This window comes from Methanomassiliicoccales archaeon, assembly GCA_035527755.1.
Taxonomy (GTDB): domain Archaea; phylum Thermoplasmatota; class Thermoplasmata; order Methanomassiliicoccales; family UBA472; genus UBA472.
On sequence record DATKZX010000008.1, the window covers coordinates 162,418 to 178,731 of the forward strand.

Annotated in this window: 19 protein-coding genes; 12 read left to right on the forward strand and 7 right to left on the reverse strand. The window is 56.1% G+C overall.

Annotated features, from left to right (window positions below):
* Positions 1 to 3 precede the first annotated feature (3 nt).
* Genes VMW85_04120 through VMW85_04160 form a run of 9 tightly spaced genes read left to right on the forward strand, consistent with a single transcriptional unit; the run spans position 4 to position 6,293 of the window.
* Positions 4 to 459 carry a 50S ribosomal protein L19e gene (locus VMW85_04120; GenBank protein ID HUT27215.1) on the forward strand — a complete coding sequence of 152 codons (456 nt, stop codon included), beginning with the start codon at positions 4 to 6 and terminating at the stop codon, positions 457 to 459.
* Positions 459 to 959, forward strand: coding sequence for a 50S ribosomal protein L18 (locus tag VMW85_04125; protein HUT27216.1), 501 nt, complete (start codon positions 459 to 461; stop codon positions 957 to 959). Before VMW85_04120 ends, VMW85_04125 begins: the two co-directional genes overlap by 1 nt.
* A 1-nt stretch (position 960) precedes the next feature.
* The gene (locus VMW85_04130) at positions 961 to 1,641 is read left to right on the forward strand and encodes a 30S ribosomal protein S5 (GenBank protein HUT27217.1); all 681 of its coding nucleotides are present in this window, start codon (positions 961 to 963) and stop codon (positions 1,639 to 1,641) included.
* Positions 1,642 to 1,646: 5 nt separating this feature from the next.
* Complete coding sequence (locus tag VMW85_04135; protein HUT27218.1) at positions 1,647 to 2,111, forward strand: 50S ribosomal protein L30; 465 nt, start codon at positions 1,647 to 1,649, stop codon at positions 2,109 to 2,111.
* A gap of 12 nt (positions 2,112 to 2,123) precedes the next feature.
* On the forward strand, positions 2,124 to 2,552 hold the full coding sequence (locus VMW85_04140) for an uL15m family ribosomal protein (protein ID HUT27219.1): 429 nt from the start codon (positions 2,124 to 2,126) through the stop codon (positions 2,550 to 2,552).
* A gap of 17 nt (positions 2,553 to 2,569) precedes the next feature.
* Complete coding sequence (gene secY, locus VMW85_04145) at positions 2,570 to 4,150, forward strand: preprotein translocase subunit SecY (GenBank protein ID HUT27220.1); 1,581 nt, start codon at positions 2,570 to 2,572, stop codon at positions 4,148 to 4,150.
* Positions 4,151 to 4,154: 4 nt separating this feature from the next.
* Positions 4,155 to 4,808 carry an EMC3/TMCO1 family protein gene (locus VMW85_04150; protein HUT27221.1) on the forward strand — a complete coding sequence of 218 codons (654 nt, stop codon included), beginning with the start codon at positions 4,155 to 4,157 and terminating at the stop codon, positions 4,806 to 4,808.
* Positions 4,805 to 5,335: an AAA family ATPase gene (locus VMW85_04155; GenBank protein ID HUT27222.1), complete on the forward strand. Its 531-nt coding sequence runs from the start codon at positions 4,805 to 4,807 to the stop codon at positions 5,333 to 5,335. Before VMW85_04150 ends, VMW85_04155 begins: the two co-directional genes overlap by 4 nt.
* Before the next feature lies 1 nt (position 5,336).
* Complete coding sequence (locus tag VMW85_04160) at positions 5,337 to 6,293, forward strand: RNA-guided pseudouridylation complex pseudouridine synthase subunit Cbf5 (protein HUT27223.1); 957 nt, start codon at positions 5,337 to 5,339, stop codon at positions 6,291 to 6,293.
* Here VMW85_04160 and VMW85_04165 read toward each other — a convergent pair.
* The 6 genes from VMW85_04165 to VMW85_04190 form a co-directional block, all read right to left on the reverse strand.
* Entirely contained in the window at positions 6,284 to 7,267 is a 984-nt protein-coding gene (locus tag VMW85_04165) for an MBL fold metallo-hydrolase (protein ID HUT27224.1), read from the reverse strand. The genes VMW85_04160 and VMW85_04165 overlap by 10 nt on opposite strands.
* Positions 7,268 to 7,520: 253 nt before the next feature.
* Positions 7,521 to 7,748, reverse strand: a complete 228-nt coding sequence (locus VMW85_04170) for a hypothetical protein (GenBank protein ID HUT27225.1) — start codon at positions 7,746 to 7,748, stop codon at positions 7,521 to 7,523.
* Between the two features lie 26 nt (positions 7,749 to 7,774).
* A complete protein-coding gene (locus VMW85_04175) occupies positions 7,775 to 8,284 on the reverse strand; it encodes a hypothetical protein (protein ID HUT27226.1) in 510 nt (169 codons plus the stop codon).
* A 5-nt stretch (positions 8,285 to 8,289) separates the two neighbouring features.
* A complete protein-coding gene (locus VMW85_04180; protein ID HUT27227.1) occupies positions 8,290 to 9,558 on the reverse strand; it encodes a hypothetical protein in 1,269 nt (422 codons plus the stop codon).
* Positions 9,555 to 10,025: a hypothetical protein gene (locus tag VMW85_04185; protein HUT27228.1), complete on the reverse strand. Its 471-nt coding sequence runs from the start codon at positions 10,023 to 10,025 to the stop codon at positions 9,555 to 9,557. Before VMW85_04185 ends, VMW85_04180 begins: the two co-directional genes overlap by 4 nt.
* 2 nt (positions 10,026 to 10,027) lie before the next feature.
* The gene (locus VMW85_04190) at positions 10,028 to 11,335 is read right to left on the reverse strand and encodes a hypothetical protein (GenBank protein HUT27229.1); all 1,308 of its coding nucleotides are present in this window, start codon (positions 11,333 to 11,335) and stop codon (positions 10,028 to 10,030) included.
* A gap of 240 nt (positions 11,336 to 11,575) precedes the next feature.
* On the opposite strand from VMW85_04190, the gene VMW85_04195 reads away from it, so the two are divergent.
* From VMW85_04195 to VMW85_04205, 3 genes are read left to right on the forward strand one after another with little or no spacing between them, the layout of a single operon-like run.
* Entirely contained in the window at positions 11,576 to 12,313 is a 738-nt protein-coding gene (locus VMW85_04195; protein HUT27230.1) for a hypothetical protein, read from the forward strand.
* Positions 12,313 to 12,555: a hypothetical protein gene (locus tag VMW85_04200; GenBank protein HUT27231.1), complete on the forward strand. Its 243-nt coding sequence runs from the start codon at positions 12,313 to 12,315 to the stop codon at positions 12,553 to 12,555. The genes VMW85_04195 and VMW85_04200 overlap by 1 nt, the downstream gene beginning before the upstream one ends.
* A 1-nt stretch (position 12,556) precedes the next feature.
* Positions 12,557 to 14,713, forward strand: coding sequence for a DNA polymerase domain-containing protein (locus VMW85_04205; protein HUT27232.1), 2,157 nt, complete (start codon positions 12,557 to 12,559; stop codon positions 14,711 to 14,713).
* Here the strand turns inward: VMW85_04205 and VMW85_04210 are convergent.
* Positions 14,689 to 16,224: a tripartite tricarboxylate transporter permease gene (locus VMW85_04210; GenBank protein ID HUT27233.1), complete on the reverse strand. Its 1,536-nt coding sequence runs from the start codon at positions 16,222 to 16,224 to the stop codon at positions 14,689 to 14,691. The genes VMW85_04205 and VMW85_04210 overlap by 25 nt on opposite strands.
* Positions 16,225 to 16,314 lie beyond the last annotated feature (90 nt).

Genomic DNA, 16,314 nt, shown 5'->3' on the forward strand with positions numbered 1-16,314 from the left:
ACGATGGATCTAAAGAACCAAAAGCGCATGGCGGCCGAAGTCATGAAGTGCGGTTGGAACCGGGTCTGGATAGACCCTAACCGCATTGAGGACGTCGCAGACGCTATAACCCGGGCGGACATTAGGACCGCCATCCAATCCGGGACCATCCGCGCCTTGCCCAAAAAGGGCATATCCCGAGGCAGGACCCGCCACCGGCTGGCCCAGAAAGCGAAGGGACGCAGGCGTGGACAGGGCAGCAGGAAAGGTACCTCCAATGCCAGAAGGCCAAAGAAGGAGGCATGGATCCAGACGATCAGACCACTGCGTTCCACGCTGCGCGAGCTGCGGGACGGGGGCAAGATCACCAGATCCGTATACCGGGAATTCTACATGAAGGCCAAGGGAGGCATGTTCAGGAGCAGGAACAACCTGCTAATGCACTTGAAGACCGAAGGCTACCTTAAGGAGGAGAACTGATGGCGCGAGGACCGAGATACAAGTTGGCCTTCCGCCGCCGGCGTGAGGGCAGGACCGATTACCGACAGAGGGCTCGTCTGCTACGGGCGAGGATCCCGAGGGCCGTGGTCCGCGTCTCCCTGAGGCACACCAGCATTCAGATAGTGGACTTCGACCCCAAGGGCGACCAGGTGCTGGTCACCGCCCACTCCCGCGAATTGGTGGAGATGGGATGGACCAGGGCTGCCGGCAATGTGCCGGCCGCATATCTGACCGGCTATCTGGCCGGGAAGAAGGCCGTGGCCAAGGGACTGACCGAGGCGGTGCTCGACATCGGCCTCAAGGTGCCAGCTAAGGGCGCCACCGTGTTCGCTGCCCTAAAGGGCATGCTGGACGCGGGCATGAATATCCCCCACGGAGAGGAAGTGCTGCCTAGCAAGGAACGCCTAGCAGGCAAGCACATCGGTGAGGACGTGGAGAAGATGGTACAGGACATCAAGAGTCGCATGGAGGCTGATTAATATGGAATGGGTACCCATGACAAGACTGGGAAATATGGTGCTCAACGGTGAGATAACCACCATGAGCCAGGCCCTAGCCACCAAGCTCCCACTGCGCGAGGCGCAGATCGTGGACATATTGCTCCCCGACCTGAAGGACGAGGTCATCGACGTCAACATCGTGCAGAGGATGACCGACTCCGGTAGGAGGGTCAAGTTCAGGATCACCTGTGTGGTCGGAAACGGCGACGGTTTCATCGGTATTGGCAGAGCCAAGGGAAAGGAGGTCGGACCCTCTATCCGCAAGGCCATCGACAACGCCAAACTGAACATCATCGAGATCAAGCGCGGTTGCGGATCGTGGGAATGTGGGTGCGGAACGCCCCACTCCCTGCCATTCACCGTGGTCGGCAAGTCCGGCTCGGTGGTAGTGGTGCTCAAGCCCGCCCCCCGGGGTATTTCCCTGGCGGTCGGCGATGTGGCCAAGAGCATCCTTTCATTGGCCGGGGTCAAGGACTCTTGGGGATATGCCAAGGGTCACACCAAGACCACCGTTAACTACGCCTACGCCACTTACTACGCTCTAAGGAACACCATCGAGATGAGGGTGTCCGAGGAGCAGGAGAAGCGGCAGCACATCGTCAGCGGTCCGATGCAAATGCACATGGCCGAGGACGATCAGGCACAGCAGCAGGGAGAGTGAGCTTCATGGCATATGCAGCAATCAGAGTTCGTGGCCACTCCGGAGTGAAGGGCGACATCGCGGATACCATGCTCATGCTCCGCCTGACCCGAGCCAACCACTGTGTTGTGCTACAGGAGACCGCGGAGATAAAGGGCATGCTGATGAAGGCTAAGGACTACATCACCTGGGGCGAGGTTTCCGAGGAGACCCTGGCCCGAATGATAAAGTTCCGTGGCCGGCTCGTTGGCGACAAGCCCATTGACGATGAGGTGGTCAAGGAGAACACCCCCTTCGGTTCCATCATGGCCTTCGCCAAGGGCGTGTCCAAGGGCGAGACCAAGTATTCGGAAATGAAGGATGTAAAACCACTATTCCGCCTAAGCCCGCCTAGGAAAGGTTACGAAGGTGTCAAACGCGGCTTCGGGGCCGGAGGCGCCCTGGGCTACCGGGGAGAAGAGATCAACGATCTCATCTCCAGGATGATCTGAAGGTGAACTAAGATGGTAAGCAGGACTGAGAAGTTCAGAGGCTCCAGGACCCACGGTCGCGGAAAGAAGGCAGGACGTGGTGCCGGTAAGCGCGGTGGAACGGGCAACGCCGGATTGCACAAGCACAAGGCCCAGTACATGTTGAAATATATGCCCGATCACTTCGGTCGGCACGGTTTCAAGCGGCCCCAGAAAATGGTCTGCGCCAAGATCACCATTAACGTGGGCGATCTGGAACAGACCATGGACGCCATGAAGGCCCAAGGTACCGCGGTGGAGAGGGACGGAACGATAGCCGTTGACCTCACCGCCATGGGCGTGGACAAGCTGCTGGGCAATGGTCAGGTGAGCGCATCTCTGGAGATCACCGTTTCCGAGATCACGGCTTTGGCCAAGGCTAAGATTGAAGAGGCAGGCGGTCATATCGTGATGCCAGAGTAAAGTATCGCGTGGTACTCATGGCCGAAGACCAGAAGAGCAGGCTGTACAAGCTCAAGCCTATAACCGACCGCCTACCGGCGGTCACCAAACCCGAGGGGCATGTCCATTTCAGGACCAAGATGTTGTGGGTCGTAGTCATACTAGTGTTCTACTTCGTCATGACAAACATCTTCCTGTATGGGCTGGATAGCTCAAGCACCATCGATCTTTTCGCCCAATACCGTGCCATCCTGGCCGGTGCGCAAGGGTCCCTGATGCACCTGGGCATAGGTCCGATAGTCACTGCATCTATCATCATGCAGTTGTTCGTTGGGGCCAAGATAATCAAGCTCGACCTCACGGACCGCGAAGATAAGGCAGTCTATCAAAGCAGCCAGAAGTTCCTGGTCATAGTCATGATACTAGTGGAGGCCGTGCCTCAGGTGTTCGGGTACCTAGTACCAGCGGACACTTTCATCGGAGGGTTGAGCGGAACCTTCGGAGAGTCAGGGCTACTCAATGGCGAGAACATCGCCAGGATCATCATCATCCTGCAGCTCTGTGTCGGTTCCTATCTGGTCTTCCTATTGGACGAGGTGGTATCCAAATGGGGTATAGGCAGTGGTATCTCGCTGTTCATCGCAGCGGGTGTCGCTGAAGCGCTGTTCACCGGAACGTTGAACACTGAAGGATACAACCCTGACATGGCGTTAAGCACCAGCAATCCGCCGGTCGGGGCCATACCAAAAACGATCTTTATATTGACCAACACGTCCGCGCAGGGGCTGGTAGGCGGAGGCTATGAACAAATTTTAATACAAAATCCCAATCCATTGATAGCTTTGGTAGGGACGATAATCATCTTCTTGTTCGTCGCTTATGCCGAATCATCCCGTATCGAGCTTCCGCTGGCCCACGGCACCGCCCGTGGGGCGCGTGGACGATATCCTATCAAACTGATATACGCCTCCAATATCCCGGTCATCTTGATGGCCGCGCTATTGGCCAACATCAGCATGTTCACAATGCTGCTTTACACCAATGGTGCGCTCAGTGGCATCCCGCTGCTGGGAGGGCAGGATTGGTTAGGCTCATATGTTGCTGGAAATAACAATCCGACCGGAGGTCTCGCCTGGTACCTTTCAACGCCACGCGGGGTAGGTGATTGGCTGTTGCCCATGTTGGACCCGGGTGCCTACGGCAGCATGACCTACGGTCATGGGGCGCTGCAGATAATGGCCCATGTGCTGGTCTACGTCGGACTGATGGTCGGAGGGTCCATTCTCTTCGCCAAGTTCTGGATCATGACCACCAACATGGGTCCGGAAGCGGTCGCCAGACAGATCGAGTCCAGCGGACTGCAGATCCCTGGTTTCCGTCGCGATCCACGGGTGCTCAAGAGAGTGCTGGAGAGATACATCCCCATTGTCACCGTCATCAGCGGAGCGGTGGTGGGTGGCCTAGCGGCAGGTGCCGACCTGATCGGTACTGTGGGCAATGCCAGCGGTACAGGTGTTCTGCTGGCGGTAGGAATCATGATACAGTTCTATGAGGCCATAGGTAGGGAGCAGATGATGGAGATGCACCCAGTGCTGAGAGGCTTCTTCGGAGGAGATTAAAAAAATGGCTGACGCACCAGTTCCGGACGCCAAGGCGACGACCAACAGAATGGTGATGATATTCATCTTCATCCTGGCCTTGTTCGTCATGTTCGACCCCTCGCTACGTTCCGCCCTAGGCGGCGTGGTGGGACTGGGTCTGAACCCGCTATGGGGATTCGGCGGTGATTTCCCGGTGGTAACACTGTTCATCACTGGAATGTTCATGACCGGTCTGACCATCACTGTGAGGCATTTCTTCACCGATTACGTGAAGCAGGCTGAAAGCCAGAAGATGATCGGAGCTTTCAACAAGGAGATGAGGCAGGCCCGCCTGGACAACAACACCTACAAGCTGAAGAAGATGACGGAGCAGCAGCCCCAGATCATGAAGGCCTCCATGGCCCAGACGACCAATCAGTTGAAGCTGATGCCGGTGACCATGCTCATCGTCATCCCCATCTTCGCATGGCTGGCTGTGTTCATCGGAGACCTGGATAGCACCAGGATGTCCGTCCCATGGTCGAACCTGGCCGATCTGAACACCTCATACCTGTTCCCGGCCTGGATCCTGCTGTACTCCCTGATCAGCCTCCCCTTCGGTCAGCTACTGTCCCGGGGCCTTAGGTACTTCTCCTTCAAGAAGCGCCTTAACGAACTGACAGCAGCCGGGAAATGATCGTCACCATCAGCGGTCCGATAGGAAGCGGCAAGACCACTGTTTGCCGAATGCTCGGCGAACGGTTGGGATACCGCACGGTCATATCCGGGCTGGTCTTCCGCGAGATGGCCAGTGAGATGAACTTGTCTTTGGAGGAGTTCGGCCATCGGGCCGAGGCCGACCCCAAGTACGACCGTCTGATCGACGAACGCATGGTGGACATCGCCCGAAAGGAGGACAATGTCATCCTGGAAGGGCGCCTGGCCGGACAGATGTTGCGCCGCAACTCCATTCCGGCCTTCTGCATTTTTTTAGACGCTCCCCTGGAGATACGCACCCAACGCGTCTCCGGAAGAGAAGGTGTAGTCTTACGCGAGGCCATGGACGAGATGAGCTCCCGTGAGGCAAGCGAAGTGCTAAGGTATCGCAAATACTACGATATTGACGTGACCGACCGTTCCATATACGATATGGTGATCGACACCGGTGCGCTGACCCCGGAGCAGGTGGTCGACAGCATCATCTGCCGCATAAGGGGAGATTGATATGCTGGTGCGGGACAAGGACCCCCGGACGCTGCCGAACGGGAAGCGGCCTGAGGACCGCAGCATAGAAGAACTGCTCTCCGCCGGCGTCATCGTTCTCGACAAGGTGCAGGGACCTACCTCCCATCAGGTCACCGCCTGGGTGCAGGACATGCTGGGTGTGGAGAAGATCGGGCACGGCGGTACTCTGGACCCCAACGTGAGCGGCGTTCTGCCCATCGCATTGGGAAAGGCGATACGCATGACCGACCTGGTGCTGCGTTCCGACAAGCAGTACGTCTGTCACCTCTACCTTCACCGTCAGGTTCCCGAAGAAAAGGTGCTCAACGTCATCGGCACCTTCGTAGGCCCCATCTATCAGACGCCGCCGGTCCGTTCCGCGGTCAAGATCCAGATGCGTGTACGCAAGGTCCATACCATCGACATTCTGGAGATGTCCGGACGGGACGTTCTCTTCAAGATCGATTGCGACGCCGGGACGTACATACGCACACTGTGCACCGATATCGGTGACGCGCTCGGTGTCGGGGCAAACATGAAAGCGCTGCGTCGCACCCGCTCGGGCCGGATGACCGAAGATGAGGCGGTCACCCTGCAGGACCTCAAGGACGCCACGGTGCAATGGAAGCAGGGGGACGATTCCTGGTTGAGAAGCATGGTGCGCCCCATGGAGATACTGCTGGAGCCGTTGCCTAAAGTGATCGTCAAGGACGGTACGGTGGACGCCATAGCGCACGGGGCCGACCTGAACGCCCCGGGCATCATCAGCCTGGACGAGGGAATAGAGAAGGGTGGTCCGGTGGCCATGCTCACCGTGAAAGGGGAGGCGTTAGGTCTGGGAACAGCGGCCATGTCCTCCCGCGATATGTTCAAAGCTTACAAAGGCCGAGCGGTCAAGACCGTCCGGGTGTTCATTCCAGAAGGTACGTACCCACGCATGTGGGGGGATCAGCAGTAGCTGCCTAGATTGCTCTGCCCCTTTTTCAACGGCACGGCGGTGATCCCCAGCCGTTCCCTGATCTCCTTGGCCAATATCTCCTCCGAACCATGATGTATGTACACCTGGTCCGGAGAGCATCTCTTGACGAAGTCTATTATCTCGTAGAAATCGGCGTGGTCGGAGTAGGCGAACCCCTCGTCCATGCCCCAGCTGCGCCCGCTCACGCACCAGCCGGAGACGGTGGCGGTACGCCTCTTCTTCAGTGCGGAAAGGCCGTTCTCCCCCTTGGTATTGTGACTGATGACCAGCTGCGGCGTATCGTCCGCCGGATCGAACGGCAGATAATCGAACTTCAGGTCGTCCGCCTCCATCATGCGGGTGGTGTCCAGCACCGAACCGTGCAGCCGGGGCTGGAACTCCTTGAGCATGGTGGTCAGCTCCTGCGATTTGCCTAAAGGATAGGAATACAGCACCGCCGAGCATCCCTGGTTCAAGGTGTCCTCCACCCAGTCGCGGATGACGCCCATCATGGCGTTGCGGTTCGGGAAGCGGTAGCGCGGATTTCCGTAAGTAGCCTCGATGATCAGCGCGTCGCACTTCTGCGGACGGGCGCCTTCCATGCCCAGACGGTCCTGGGGGCAGAAATCGCCGGTGTACAGCACCTTCTTCCCCTCGTCGATCATGAACATGTTGGAACCGAGTATGTGACCGGCGCCGCTGGCATTGACCGACGGAAGATCGCCACGCTCCACGTTCTCCAGGTAGTTCTTGGACTTCTTGCTCTTGACCCGCCCGCGCAGGCAGCGCAGGGTGATGTCCGAGCAGAACAGCGGACCGCCGTCAAAGCTCGAGGGCATGTGATCGGAATGGGCGTGGGAGACGCAGCAAATACCGGCGGCAGAGACCTTGCGGGGGTCGAGAAAGTATTTCATCTGGCCGGAAGTAACTTCTATGCCATTGTCTGAGACAACGGAAAGCCCATCTCTTTCCATTGTCCGGACAATGCACCCTCGGATATTTACCAGTAGCGAGGACGTATCCATCATCGTCGTGGATGGTGTGCGGGACCGTACTCACGTTCGCCCGTATCAGGACAGCATGATCATCACCAGGACGATGTGCGCGATCAGCACTATTCCCAGCGCATATCCGAAGACCTTCTTGCGGCGCAGTTCCATCTCACGTGCGGTGGTTTCAATCAGGATCATCTCTATCTATCATTCGAAGGTGGGACGATAAATCTTATCAATGGCCATTGACGGTGATGACATTACCAGATGCTGATATGATGGCGGTGTCCCTGCTGTAGAACGAGGCGCCATACATTGGGTCGCTGCTGGATATCGATGCTAGGTTGTACAGTGTATCGTTCAGCTGGCACTGCAGGGCGATGGCGCGTGGGAGGATTATGGTGTTCATGCCCTGCTGGAAGCGGGAGTTAGCGGTGCTGACGTTGAGGTTAATGAGGTACACCTAGTCGTCCGCCTTTCAACCATTATTCATTCAGATGGCCCAGAGGTAAACCATCTGACACCGTTTGTATTCTTTAGAAATTCTTCGTAGTTCAATAATTTATTTCCAGTGATTGATTGATACATTTCCTTGATTTTACGCCCAGACTCATAGTTTAATTCAATTGAACCTAACTTTCCATCGCTAAATTTTAAACTCGAATAAGGAGACCAAAAATCATCCCCTGGCCATAGATTCAACCATTGGATATCAGTCCATTTTTTTTCTACCGATTTACTGAGTAAATATTTTATTTTTATTGATTCATTAGATAATTGAACCTCTATTGGCGAAAACAGCCGAATATCCACTTCGAGAATAATTATGATAAATAATGTAATCGATAAAATTGCTCCCGTAATCACCCAGAAGTCGAATAATATTTGAGCCAATACAGTCAGAAAAATAAATCCTAAATATAATATATAATAATATTTTTTACTGATCTTTGGTATCGGAATAGGATAGGTAATCACATCTGCCTCTGAATTATTCAAGACCTTCAATCCTCCAAATACAAAGAACCGAGACTGAATAATACCGCGCAACCACCCGTGAGAATCGCTGTGACGTCAAAGGCTAATTTCGCCCCACAATTTTTTGATCCTCCGTATTTAAGATTGAGTAATCCCTCCCCTATTGAGAATAGACCAAATTCCAATCCAATGAACCCGGCCCAACTTTTCAATGGGCCTCCGAAAATGGTGGATGTTCCGATTATCACTCCAAGCACGCCTGCGGCGAAGCTGCACAGACCGAAAAGACCGATATTGGAAAGGCCCGCTATCGCCAGCGAGAGCATCGTCGCCTGCGCTGCGACATATCCGAAGATAAACCCGAACATTGTCAACCCTGCAGACCAATCGAGACCTTCCTGGGACTGCTCCTCCTCCGGAGTTTGCGGTCCTGCCCCCGCGTCCAAAGCGAGATCCCGAACATAGTCCGCTGTCAATCCATCGATGTTAACGTTAAAAGATTCACCTCCGATATAATTTGAGGATAACATCTGTTCAATTATGTACATAACCGCGACGGATGCGATTATCCCGACTATGAAGCCGAAAACATTCGTGATAGCACTGATCGCCAGAACGATCACAAAGAATATCGTTGCTATTCCGAACAGTATCCAATAAAGCTCCCCGTTGAGCGCATTGACGAAATTCGATGCCCCCTTTGCAGAGATGGAACCGGTGCTCTCAACGTCCGATTGAATGAGGAGCATCGCGGAGTTCAATCCGGCCAGATAGGAATTGATAGCGTTCGTGACCGAAGATATCAACGGATCGAACACCGCGGTCAATGTTGCTGTAATAAAATCGATCGCCCAGTCCACGAACGCCATGAACGCATCGACTATCGCGTCCACCGCGCCCTGAACCGCCGCCGCGGCGGCGGAGAACATGTTACCTATCGCCTCCAGCCCAATCTCCACCAGGTGCACGAACAGCAGCAGCAGTCCGCCGCTGGCCACCCACACCAGGAAGTTGAAGATCATGTTTGCTATGTCACTGATGACGTCCAGCGGGTCAAAGAAGTTCGGCGCCTCGCCCAGACCGGAGTTCATTACGGACGTGGGTATCGACGACAATATGTCGTTCGGCAGGTGCAGCAGGTAGACAGCGGTCGACGATATCGTCACATTGTTGCCGATTCGCGCACCCGTCGCGTTATGCGTGAGCTTGGTCAGTATGACCTCGGCCTGCGTGGCGGTGACGTTCTTGCTGATGACCGCGATTACGTGAGCGGAGGCGATGCACGTGGGGATCATAGGTTCCTGAATCTGTTCTTCAGATCTTTAGCCAACCAGACCTCCCGCAGGGGCTTGTTCATTAAGAGATCGTAACGTTTCGCAATCTCGACAGCTGCGCTGTAACTGACATAGTTGAATTTCCTACCAAAATAGAAGATGATTGCCGGTGCGACTGTCGTTTCAGGACTTGAGCTGAGGCCGTAAGAGTTCAGTTTTGCCCAGGGGATAGATGTTCTCTTACCATTCACATAAAAAAGATCAACGCCGTGGTCTCCGACCCCTATCTTCAAGGGCACAGTGTAATCCCGAGCATACCAAAGACCGAAATAGATCAGTAAAGCCATGAATACAGAGACGATAATTGGAATCAATCTTTGATAAACAATAATAAGAGGAAATCCAGATAGAGCGATGATTAGTGATAGTACCTTCCATTTTTTTCTATGGTTTTCATTTCGAGGATAATCGAACGTTGCGTAATCCATTATTATACCACCATGCAAACGATATTTGAGATAAGCAGTATCGCGAGGAGTGTGTTACAACCAAAAATAATCAATTGAAGATCGTGGTCTAGATTGGCGATTGGTTTGAATGATTCGATGATTAATATCCCGCATATGGCGCACAACAACACGTTCACCAGGATATCTTGGCTGGCGAGCGAATAGAAGGATATTATCAGGCAGAAGAGGGTGACCGCCAGACTACCGATTGAGCCGGTCGCGTCCCATGCTAACATAGATGGGATGATTGCTATTGTGAACCAAAAGCTATTGAGAATGCCAACAATAATGTCCGCACCACTCTGTTGTCCAAAGAAGCTCACTATCCATGCGCTCACAGAATCCTCGCTTGTATCGTTCGGATTACCAGGGTCGTCCCCATTGGGATTAATGCCTAAAATTTCTGTTATCAGAACCATGACCACAATCGTCACAAGGGTTCCCAACAGGAAGGTCATTCCACCAGAAATTATCTTCAATGCAAGAAGAACGGCATTAATACCTATTGCCAGTATGAACATCGATAAGAACAGATTGCCGTATAAAGCGTCAGATAGTGAGGACTTGTCATCATTATCCCCTGTTTCATTAACACAGTTCGCTGCCGCACTGATTGACGAATAAGAATTCTCCCCAAGACTCAGGATAGGAGCAAGTACCGATGCATAGAGCTGATTCATCATCTCTATTGCTATAACTATGATCCAGTCCACGAACGCTGCGAACGCATCGACTATCGCGTCCATCGCGTCCTGCACCGCTGCCGCTGCGGCGGAGAGCATGTTGCCTATCGCTTCCAGCCCTATCTCCACCAGGTGGATGAAGAGAAGCAGCAGTCCGCCGCTGGCGACGAACACCAGGAAGTTGAAGATCATGCCGGCGATTTCGGTTATGCCACTGAAGATAACGAATATCTGATGTACCGGGTCAAAATAGTAATGTCCCCCGCCCATGCCCGAGTTCATCACCGATGTGGGTATCGCCGAAAGTATATCGTTCGGCAGGTGCAGTAGATAGACGGCGGTCGATGAGATGGTTACGTTGTTGCCGATGCGCGCCCCAGTGGCGTTGTGCGTCAATTTCGTCAATATCGCCTCGGCCTGCGCGGCGGTGACGTTCTTCGAGATGACCGCGATGACGTGACCGGAGGCGGAGGCGCTCGAGGCGTCGGTGCTGTAGAACGAAGCTCCGTACAGAGGATCGCCGCTGGAGATCGATGCCAAGTTGTAAAGCGTGTCGTTGAGCTGGCACTGCAGAGCGATGGCGCGTGGGAGGATTATGGTGTTCATGCCCTGCTGGAAATATTTTTATGAACGATATTTAAAAAATAGCCTTTGAGTTGCTTATTAGAAAATTGTTTGTTTCCTTGAACATCGTTAGTAGAAACGGAAGCATCAGCCATCCGATGTGTCCATTCCAGATCGATATCGTATCTCGTCGATCTCGATGATCGCGCCGTCCATTTTCACCGACCTCTCCCCTTCAGCCCTTTATACCCTCAAAGCGAAGCGAGCGTAGAGAGAGAGAAAATGTATCGCTCGATGCCGGAGACAGTGACCGAACCGCTGGTCCACGATTTCAATTCCGAATCGGATGGAGTACTGGCCACCACTGCCATACCTCCAGTGGACGAACTGCTGGGAGGATTGGAAGCGGGCACCGTCACCACCATCGACAGCTCCGACCGGCTGCTGTTCACCCTGATCAACATGCTCAGCGTGAACTTCGTGCGGGAGTGGCATCGCGACGTGGTCTGGGTGGACGGCGGGAACTCCGTGAACCCTTACGATCTGACATACGTGTGCAAGCGCTTCCGCATGAGGCCGGAGGAAACGCTCTCCAGCATCAATGTGTCGAGGGCGTTCACCGCCTACCAGATGTCCACCCTGGTGGAGGAATCGTTGGAAGAGGAGCTGATGCGCAGCAAAGGCGGTATGATAGTCGTCTCCTGCTACCCCGATCTCTTCCAGGATGCCGATATGAACTGGGAGGAGTCGCTCAAGCTAATGGATAGGGGGATGAGCAAGCTGCGCTCCCTCACCTCCAAGCACCGCACCGTGACGGTCGTCACCAACTACGGATTGGCGAAGCTGATGTACCGCAAGGGATTGCGATCGCTGTTCTACGAGAAGGTCGACAGAGTGGTGAGCGTGGAGCACCGTTCCGGCTACGCGCGAATTTCCTTGCCCAGGGAGGAGAAGGAGATCATGTATCGTCCGGTCCCCCCGAACCAGACCACTCTGGACGAGTATCGGAGGAGTTGCTGATGGGGCGGACGGTGCCGACATACCGCCAGGCGGCGGAATCAACGTTCCGCAACTGGAACGATTTCCGGAGGGCGCTGTCGCAGGATGATCGGGAGGCTTTTGACCGTCTCTCGGACAAGGTGCGCCTGCACGCTTCGGCCGCCTCCGTGGCCGCCTTCCTAGACCCGTTGGAGGGAGTGCTTCTCTCCATCCTCCTGGAGCAGGAGAAGGAGCTGGAACGTTTGAGGAAGAAGGAAAGATAGGATGCGCGGATGGATCCTGGACTGCTATGCCGACGAGGTCAACAATGAAATGGTCACCTGGGTGAAGACCTCCGACGGCGTTGAGAGGATCACCGACCGGAGTTACCGCCCATCCTTCTACATCAAGCCCTCCCTGGAAAAGAGATCGTCATTGCTACTGGGGCTCAAAGGATCGGGGGTGGAGCACCACTGGGAGAAGCACCGCACCTGGCTCACCGGTCCGCTGGAGGAGGTGCTGCGCGTGACGCCGCGAGGATACCGCAACCTCATGCCCCTGGCCAAGACCGTTGACAAGTGGGGGTGTCATAAAGACCACACCCTGTTCAACGTGGACCTGCGCATGGACACCCGCTACTTCCTTCATCGAAAGGTATTCCCCATGGGTCTCATGGACATGGAGAAGTGGAAGAACCTGGACACCCCGTTCCGACTGGACTATCCGATGCCGGACCTCGGCATTTCCGAGCTGACGCTGGAGACCTCCGCCCGGAGGGGCATGCCGACCATGGACGACCGTTTGAAGAGGGCTACGTTGGACGACGTGGTACTGGAAGGAAAGGAGGCGGACATACTGGAGCGGCTGCAATGCTCGCTCCGGGAGAAGGACCCGGACGTGCTGCTGACCGACGGCGGCGACAGCTTTCACCTGCCGTTCCTGGAGAAGTGCGCCGAGCGCAACGAGATGGAACTGGAACTGGGGAGGGAGGGCGGCAAACGTCAGGGAAAGGGCAAGAGCTACTTCACCTACGGGCGGATACTCTACAAACCGCCGGCGTACAAGCTGCGCGGAAGGGTGCATCTGGACAAGGGTTCTTCTTTCATCTTCCAGGAGGGCGGAATGCCCGGTCTCATCGATCTCTGCCGCCTATCACGCATCTCCCTGCAGGACATGGCGCGAATGTCCCCGGGCAGCGCCATCAGCGCCATGCAGGTCAACGAGGCCATGAAGATGGGCGCGCTGGTCATGTGGAAGAAGAACCTGCCGGAGGATTTCAAGACCGCCGCCGAGCTGGTGGCATCGGACCGCGGCGGCCTCATATACGAACCGAAGGTCGGCCTGCACGAAAAGGTCCAGGAGGTGGACTTCACTTCCCTTTACCCCAGCATCATGGTGCGGCACAACATATCGCCGGAGACGTTGAACTGCCAATGCTGCGTTGGCGAAGGGGAACCGGTGCCCGGACTGGGATACTGGACATGTTCCAAGAACGTCGGCATGCTCTCCCGGGTGCTGGAGCCCATCGTCCGCCGGCGCATCTCATTGAAACGCTTGAAGAAGGAAGGCGGGCGGAACAGCGTCATGTACGATCAGCGGGCCAAGGTATTGAAATGGGTGCTGGTGACCTGCTTCGGTTACACTGGCTACCGCAACGCCCGCTTCGGACGCATAGAGTGCCATGAGTCCATCACCGCCCACGGACGGGAGATATTGCTGAAGTCGGCGGAGATCGCCGAGCGCAAAGGGTTCCGCATTTTGCACGGCATCGTCGACTCGCTGTGGCTGGAAGGGGAGGGTGACATCGAGTCCTACTGCGAAGAGATCGGCCGGCGTATGCAGATCCCGTTGGTCTGGGAGGGCGAGTACAAATGGCTGGTCTTCCTGCCCAACCTGACGAACGGAGCAGGCGCCCTGAACCGATACTACGGCGCCTTCCAGGATGGGGAACTGAAGGTGCGGGGGATAGCGTTGCGAAGGAGGGACACATGTACTCTGGCGAGAGAACTGCAGCAGGGCATGCTGGATCGTCTCGTCCTGGGAGAGGACGCCGAGGGCTTCCGGCACCGCATACCGGAGGCCTTGGGCGTTTTGGATCTGTATGTTCGTCAATTGAGGGACGGAGGGACGCCGCTGGAAAAGCTGGTGCTTTCGAAGCGCATCACCAGGGAACTGAAGGAGTACCGGCAGAAGAACGATCAGTTCCGTGCGCTTTGCCAGCTGGAGCATCAGGGGTTCCACACCCCTCCGGGAGAGGCGGTGGAGTTCATCATGACCCCCGGCAGGGAGATCAAGGTGGCGCAGTTCCTGGACGGGGATGAAGAGTACGATGCCGAGAGATACGCCGAGCTTTTGTTCCGTGCCGCCGGGGAGCTGCTGTCCCCGTTCGATCTGGGACAGGAGCGTCTGCGAGACTTCTACCGCAAGAACGGGGCGAAGTAATAGAGAAGGATGGGCAGCAGCAGGCAGCCGGTCAGATGCACCCGGCTCACGCCCAGCTTGGCCGGTACGCTGCCGAGCACGGTGGACAGGAAGAGGAGCACCAGGCCGCCCGGTCCGGCCAAAAGGAAGGAAAGGAGCACCATGCCGACCAGCGCCACCTGGTTCAGCATGCCCAGGTCCCGTCCCTGCGCTTGGCGCAGTAACCGTGCCCCCAGCTTCATCGTCAGCCAATATGACAGCAGGGATGCGGTGAGCACGCACAGCAGCAGCGCTGGAAGCGAGTCCACGGCGAGGGATGGTGTGGCCACCTGCATAGCCAATAACGTCCCGCTTCTCCCTTTTCCCAACAGCAGCAGCGTTCCCAATCCCAGCACCGCCGCTCCGGTGCCCACGGCGGAAACCATGGAGATGAAACCATCCGGTCCATTCTCGCCGGAGCGGGGCAGCATTGTGGTAAGCACTGCCCCGGCGGTGGCCGTTACCCCAGGCAGCCAGCCGACCAGGCCGCCCATGAACGAGCCTTTCAGCGCCCCAAGCACCGAAGGAGGATCGCCGGGGTCGTCATTCTGCTCCGGCATCCGGCCTCGACTGGAACCGATGAGCAGCGGCAGCCCGAACAGGCCGGTGAACAGGGGCATGAGCATGTTGCCCTCCATTCCTCTCCACAGGTCATCACCGGGGACCAGGCCGTCCATGGCCATGACGCCCAGTGCTCCCGAGGCAAAAAAGAGCAGAACGCACCAGGTGATGATGGGGAGGCGGTCCTTACGTACGGTCCAATGGCCGAGCAGTTTCTGATGTCCTGGATCGAAACCTCTGCCACGCACCCTGAACGTCTGCATCGGCGTGCGCACCTCCCATCGCCCATGACGCCGGCGCAGCTCGCCGATCACCCTGGCGGAGTCGCCGTGCACCGGCACATGTCTTTTCAGAGAGATCGTCTCGGTGAAGGATGATCCACCGTCGCGCATGTCCAGTTCCGCCTTCGGATCAGCCTTTCCCCCCTCCGCCCAAACGAGGAGGAAAGGAACGAACAGCAGCAGCCAGGGTATCATCGGTACCAATGATAGCAGAAGGTCGATGGCCTGACGGTAAACCAACGGCAGGGGCATGAGAACGATGATGCCGGCCATGGCCCCTACCAGACTGCCCTGCGCCGCCGCCTGCAAGGCGCACAATCCCCTCCCCTCTAACAGAAGACGGTGGGAAGGCAGGACCGACAGGCATTCCGTCTCGTCCGGCACGCCCATGATCAGCGAGGGGATGAAGTCCAGAAAGGAGTGGCAGATGGCGGCGGAGAGAATGGTGCAGGAGATCAGCAGGGCGGGCGGTACCGGTGACCCCGCGCTTTGGCATATGCCGTCCAGCATGGGGTAGAGCGAGGGAACGGTCATGAGCAGCAGGATGGCCAAGGTGTTCACGTGGATGCCTGGAGCTAACCCCGACAACGTCCCCAGCCCCATACCGAACAGGGTGAAATAGAACACCAGCAGCAGATCGACCCCGAACACGGAGCTCCATCACCAGAGAATTGAAAGAGAGGGTCCTTTGCAATGATACTACGTCGAATACCCTCAACCCTAATATCCGAAAAGACATTT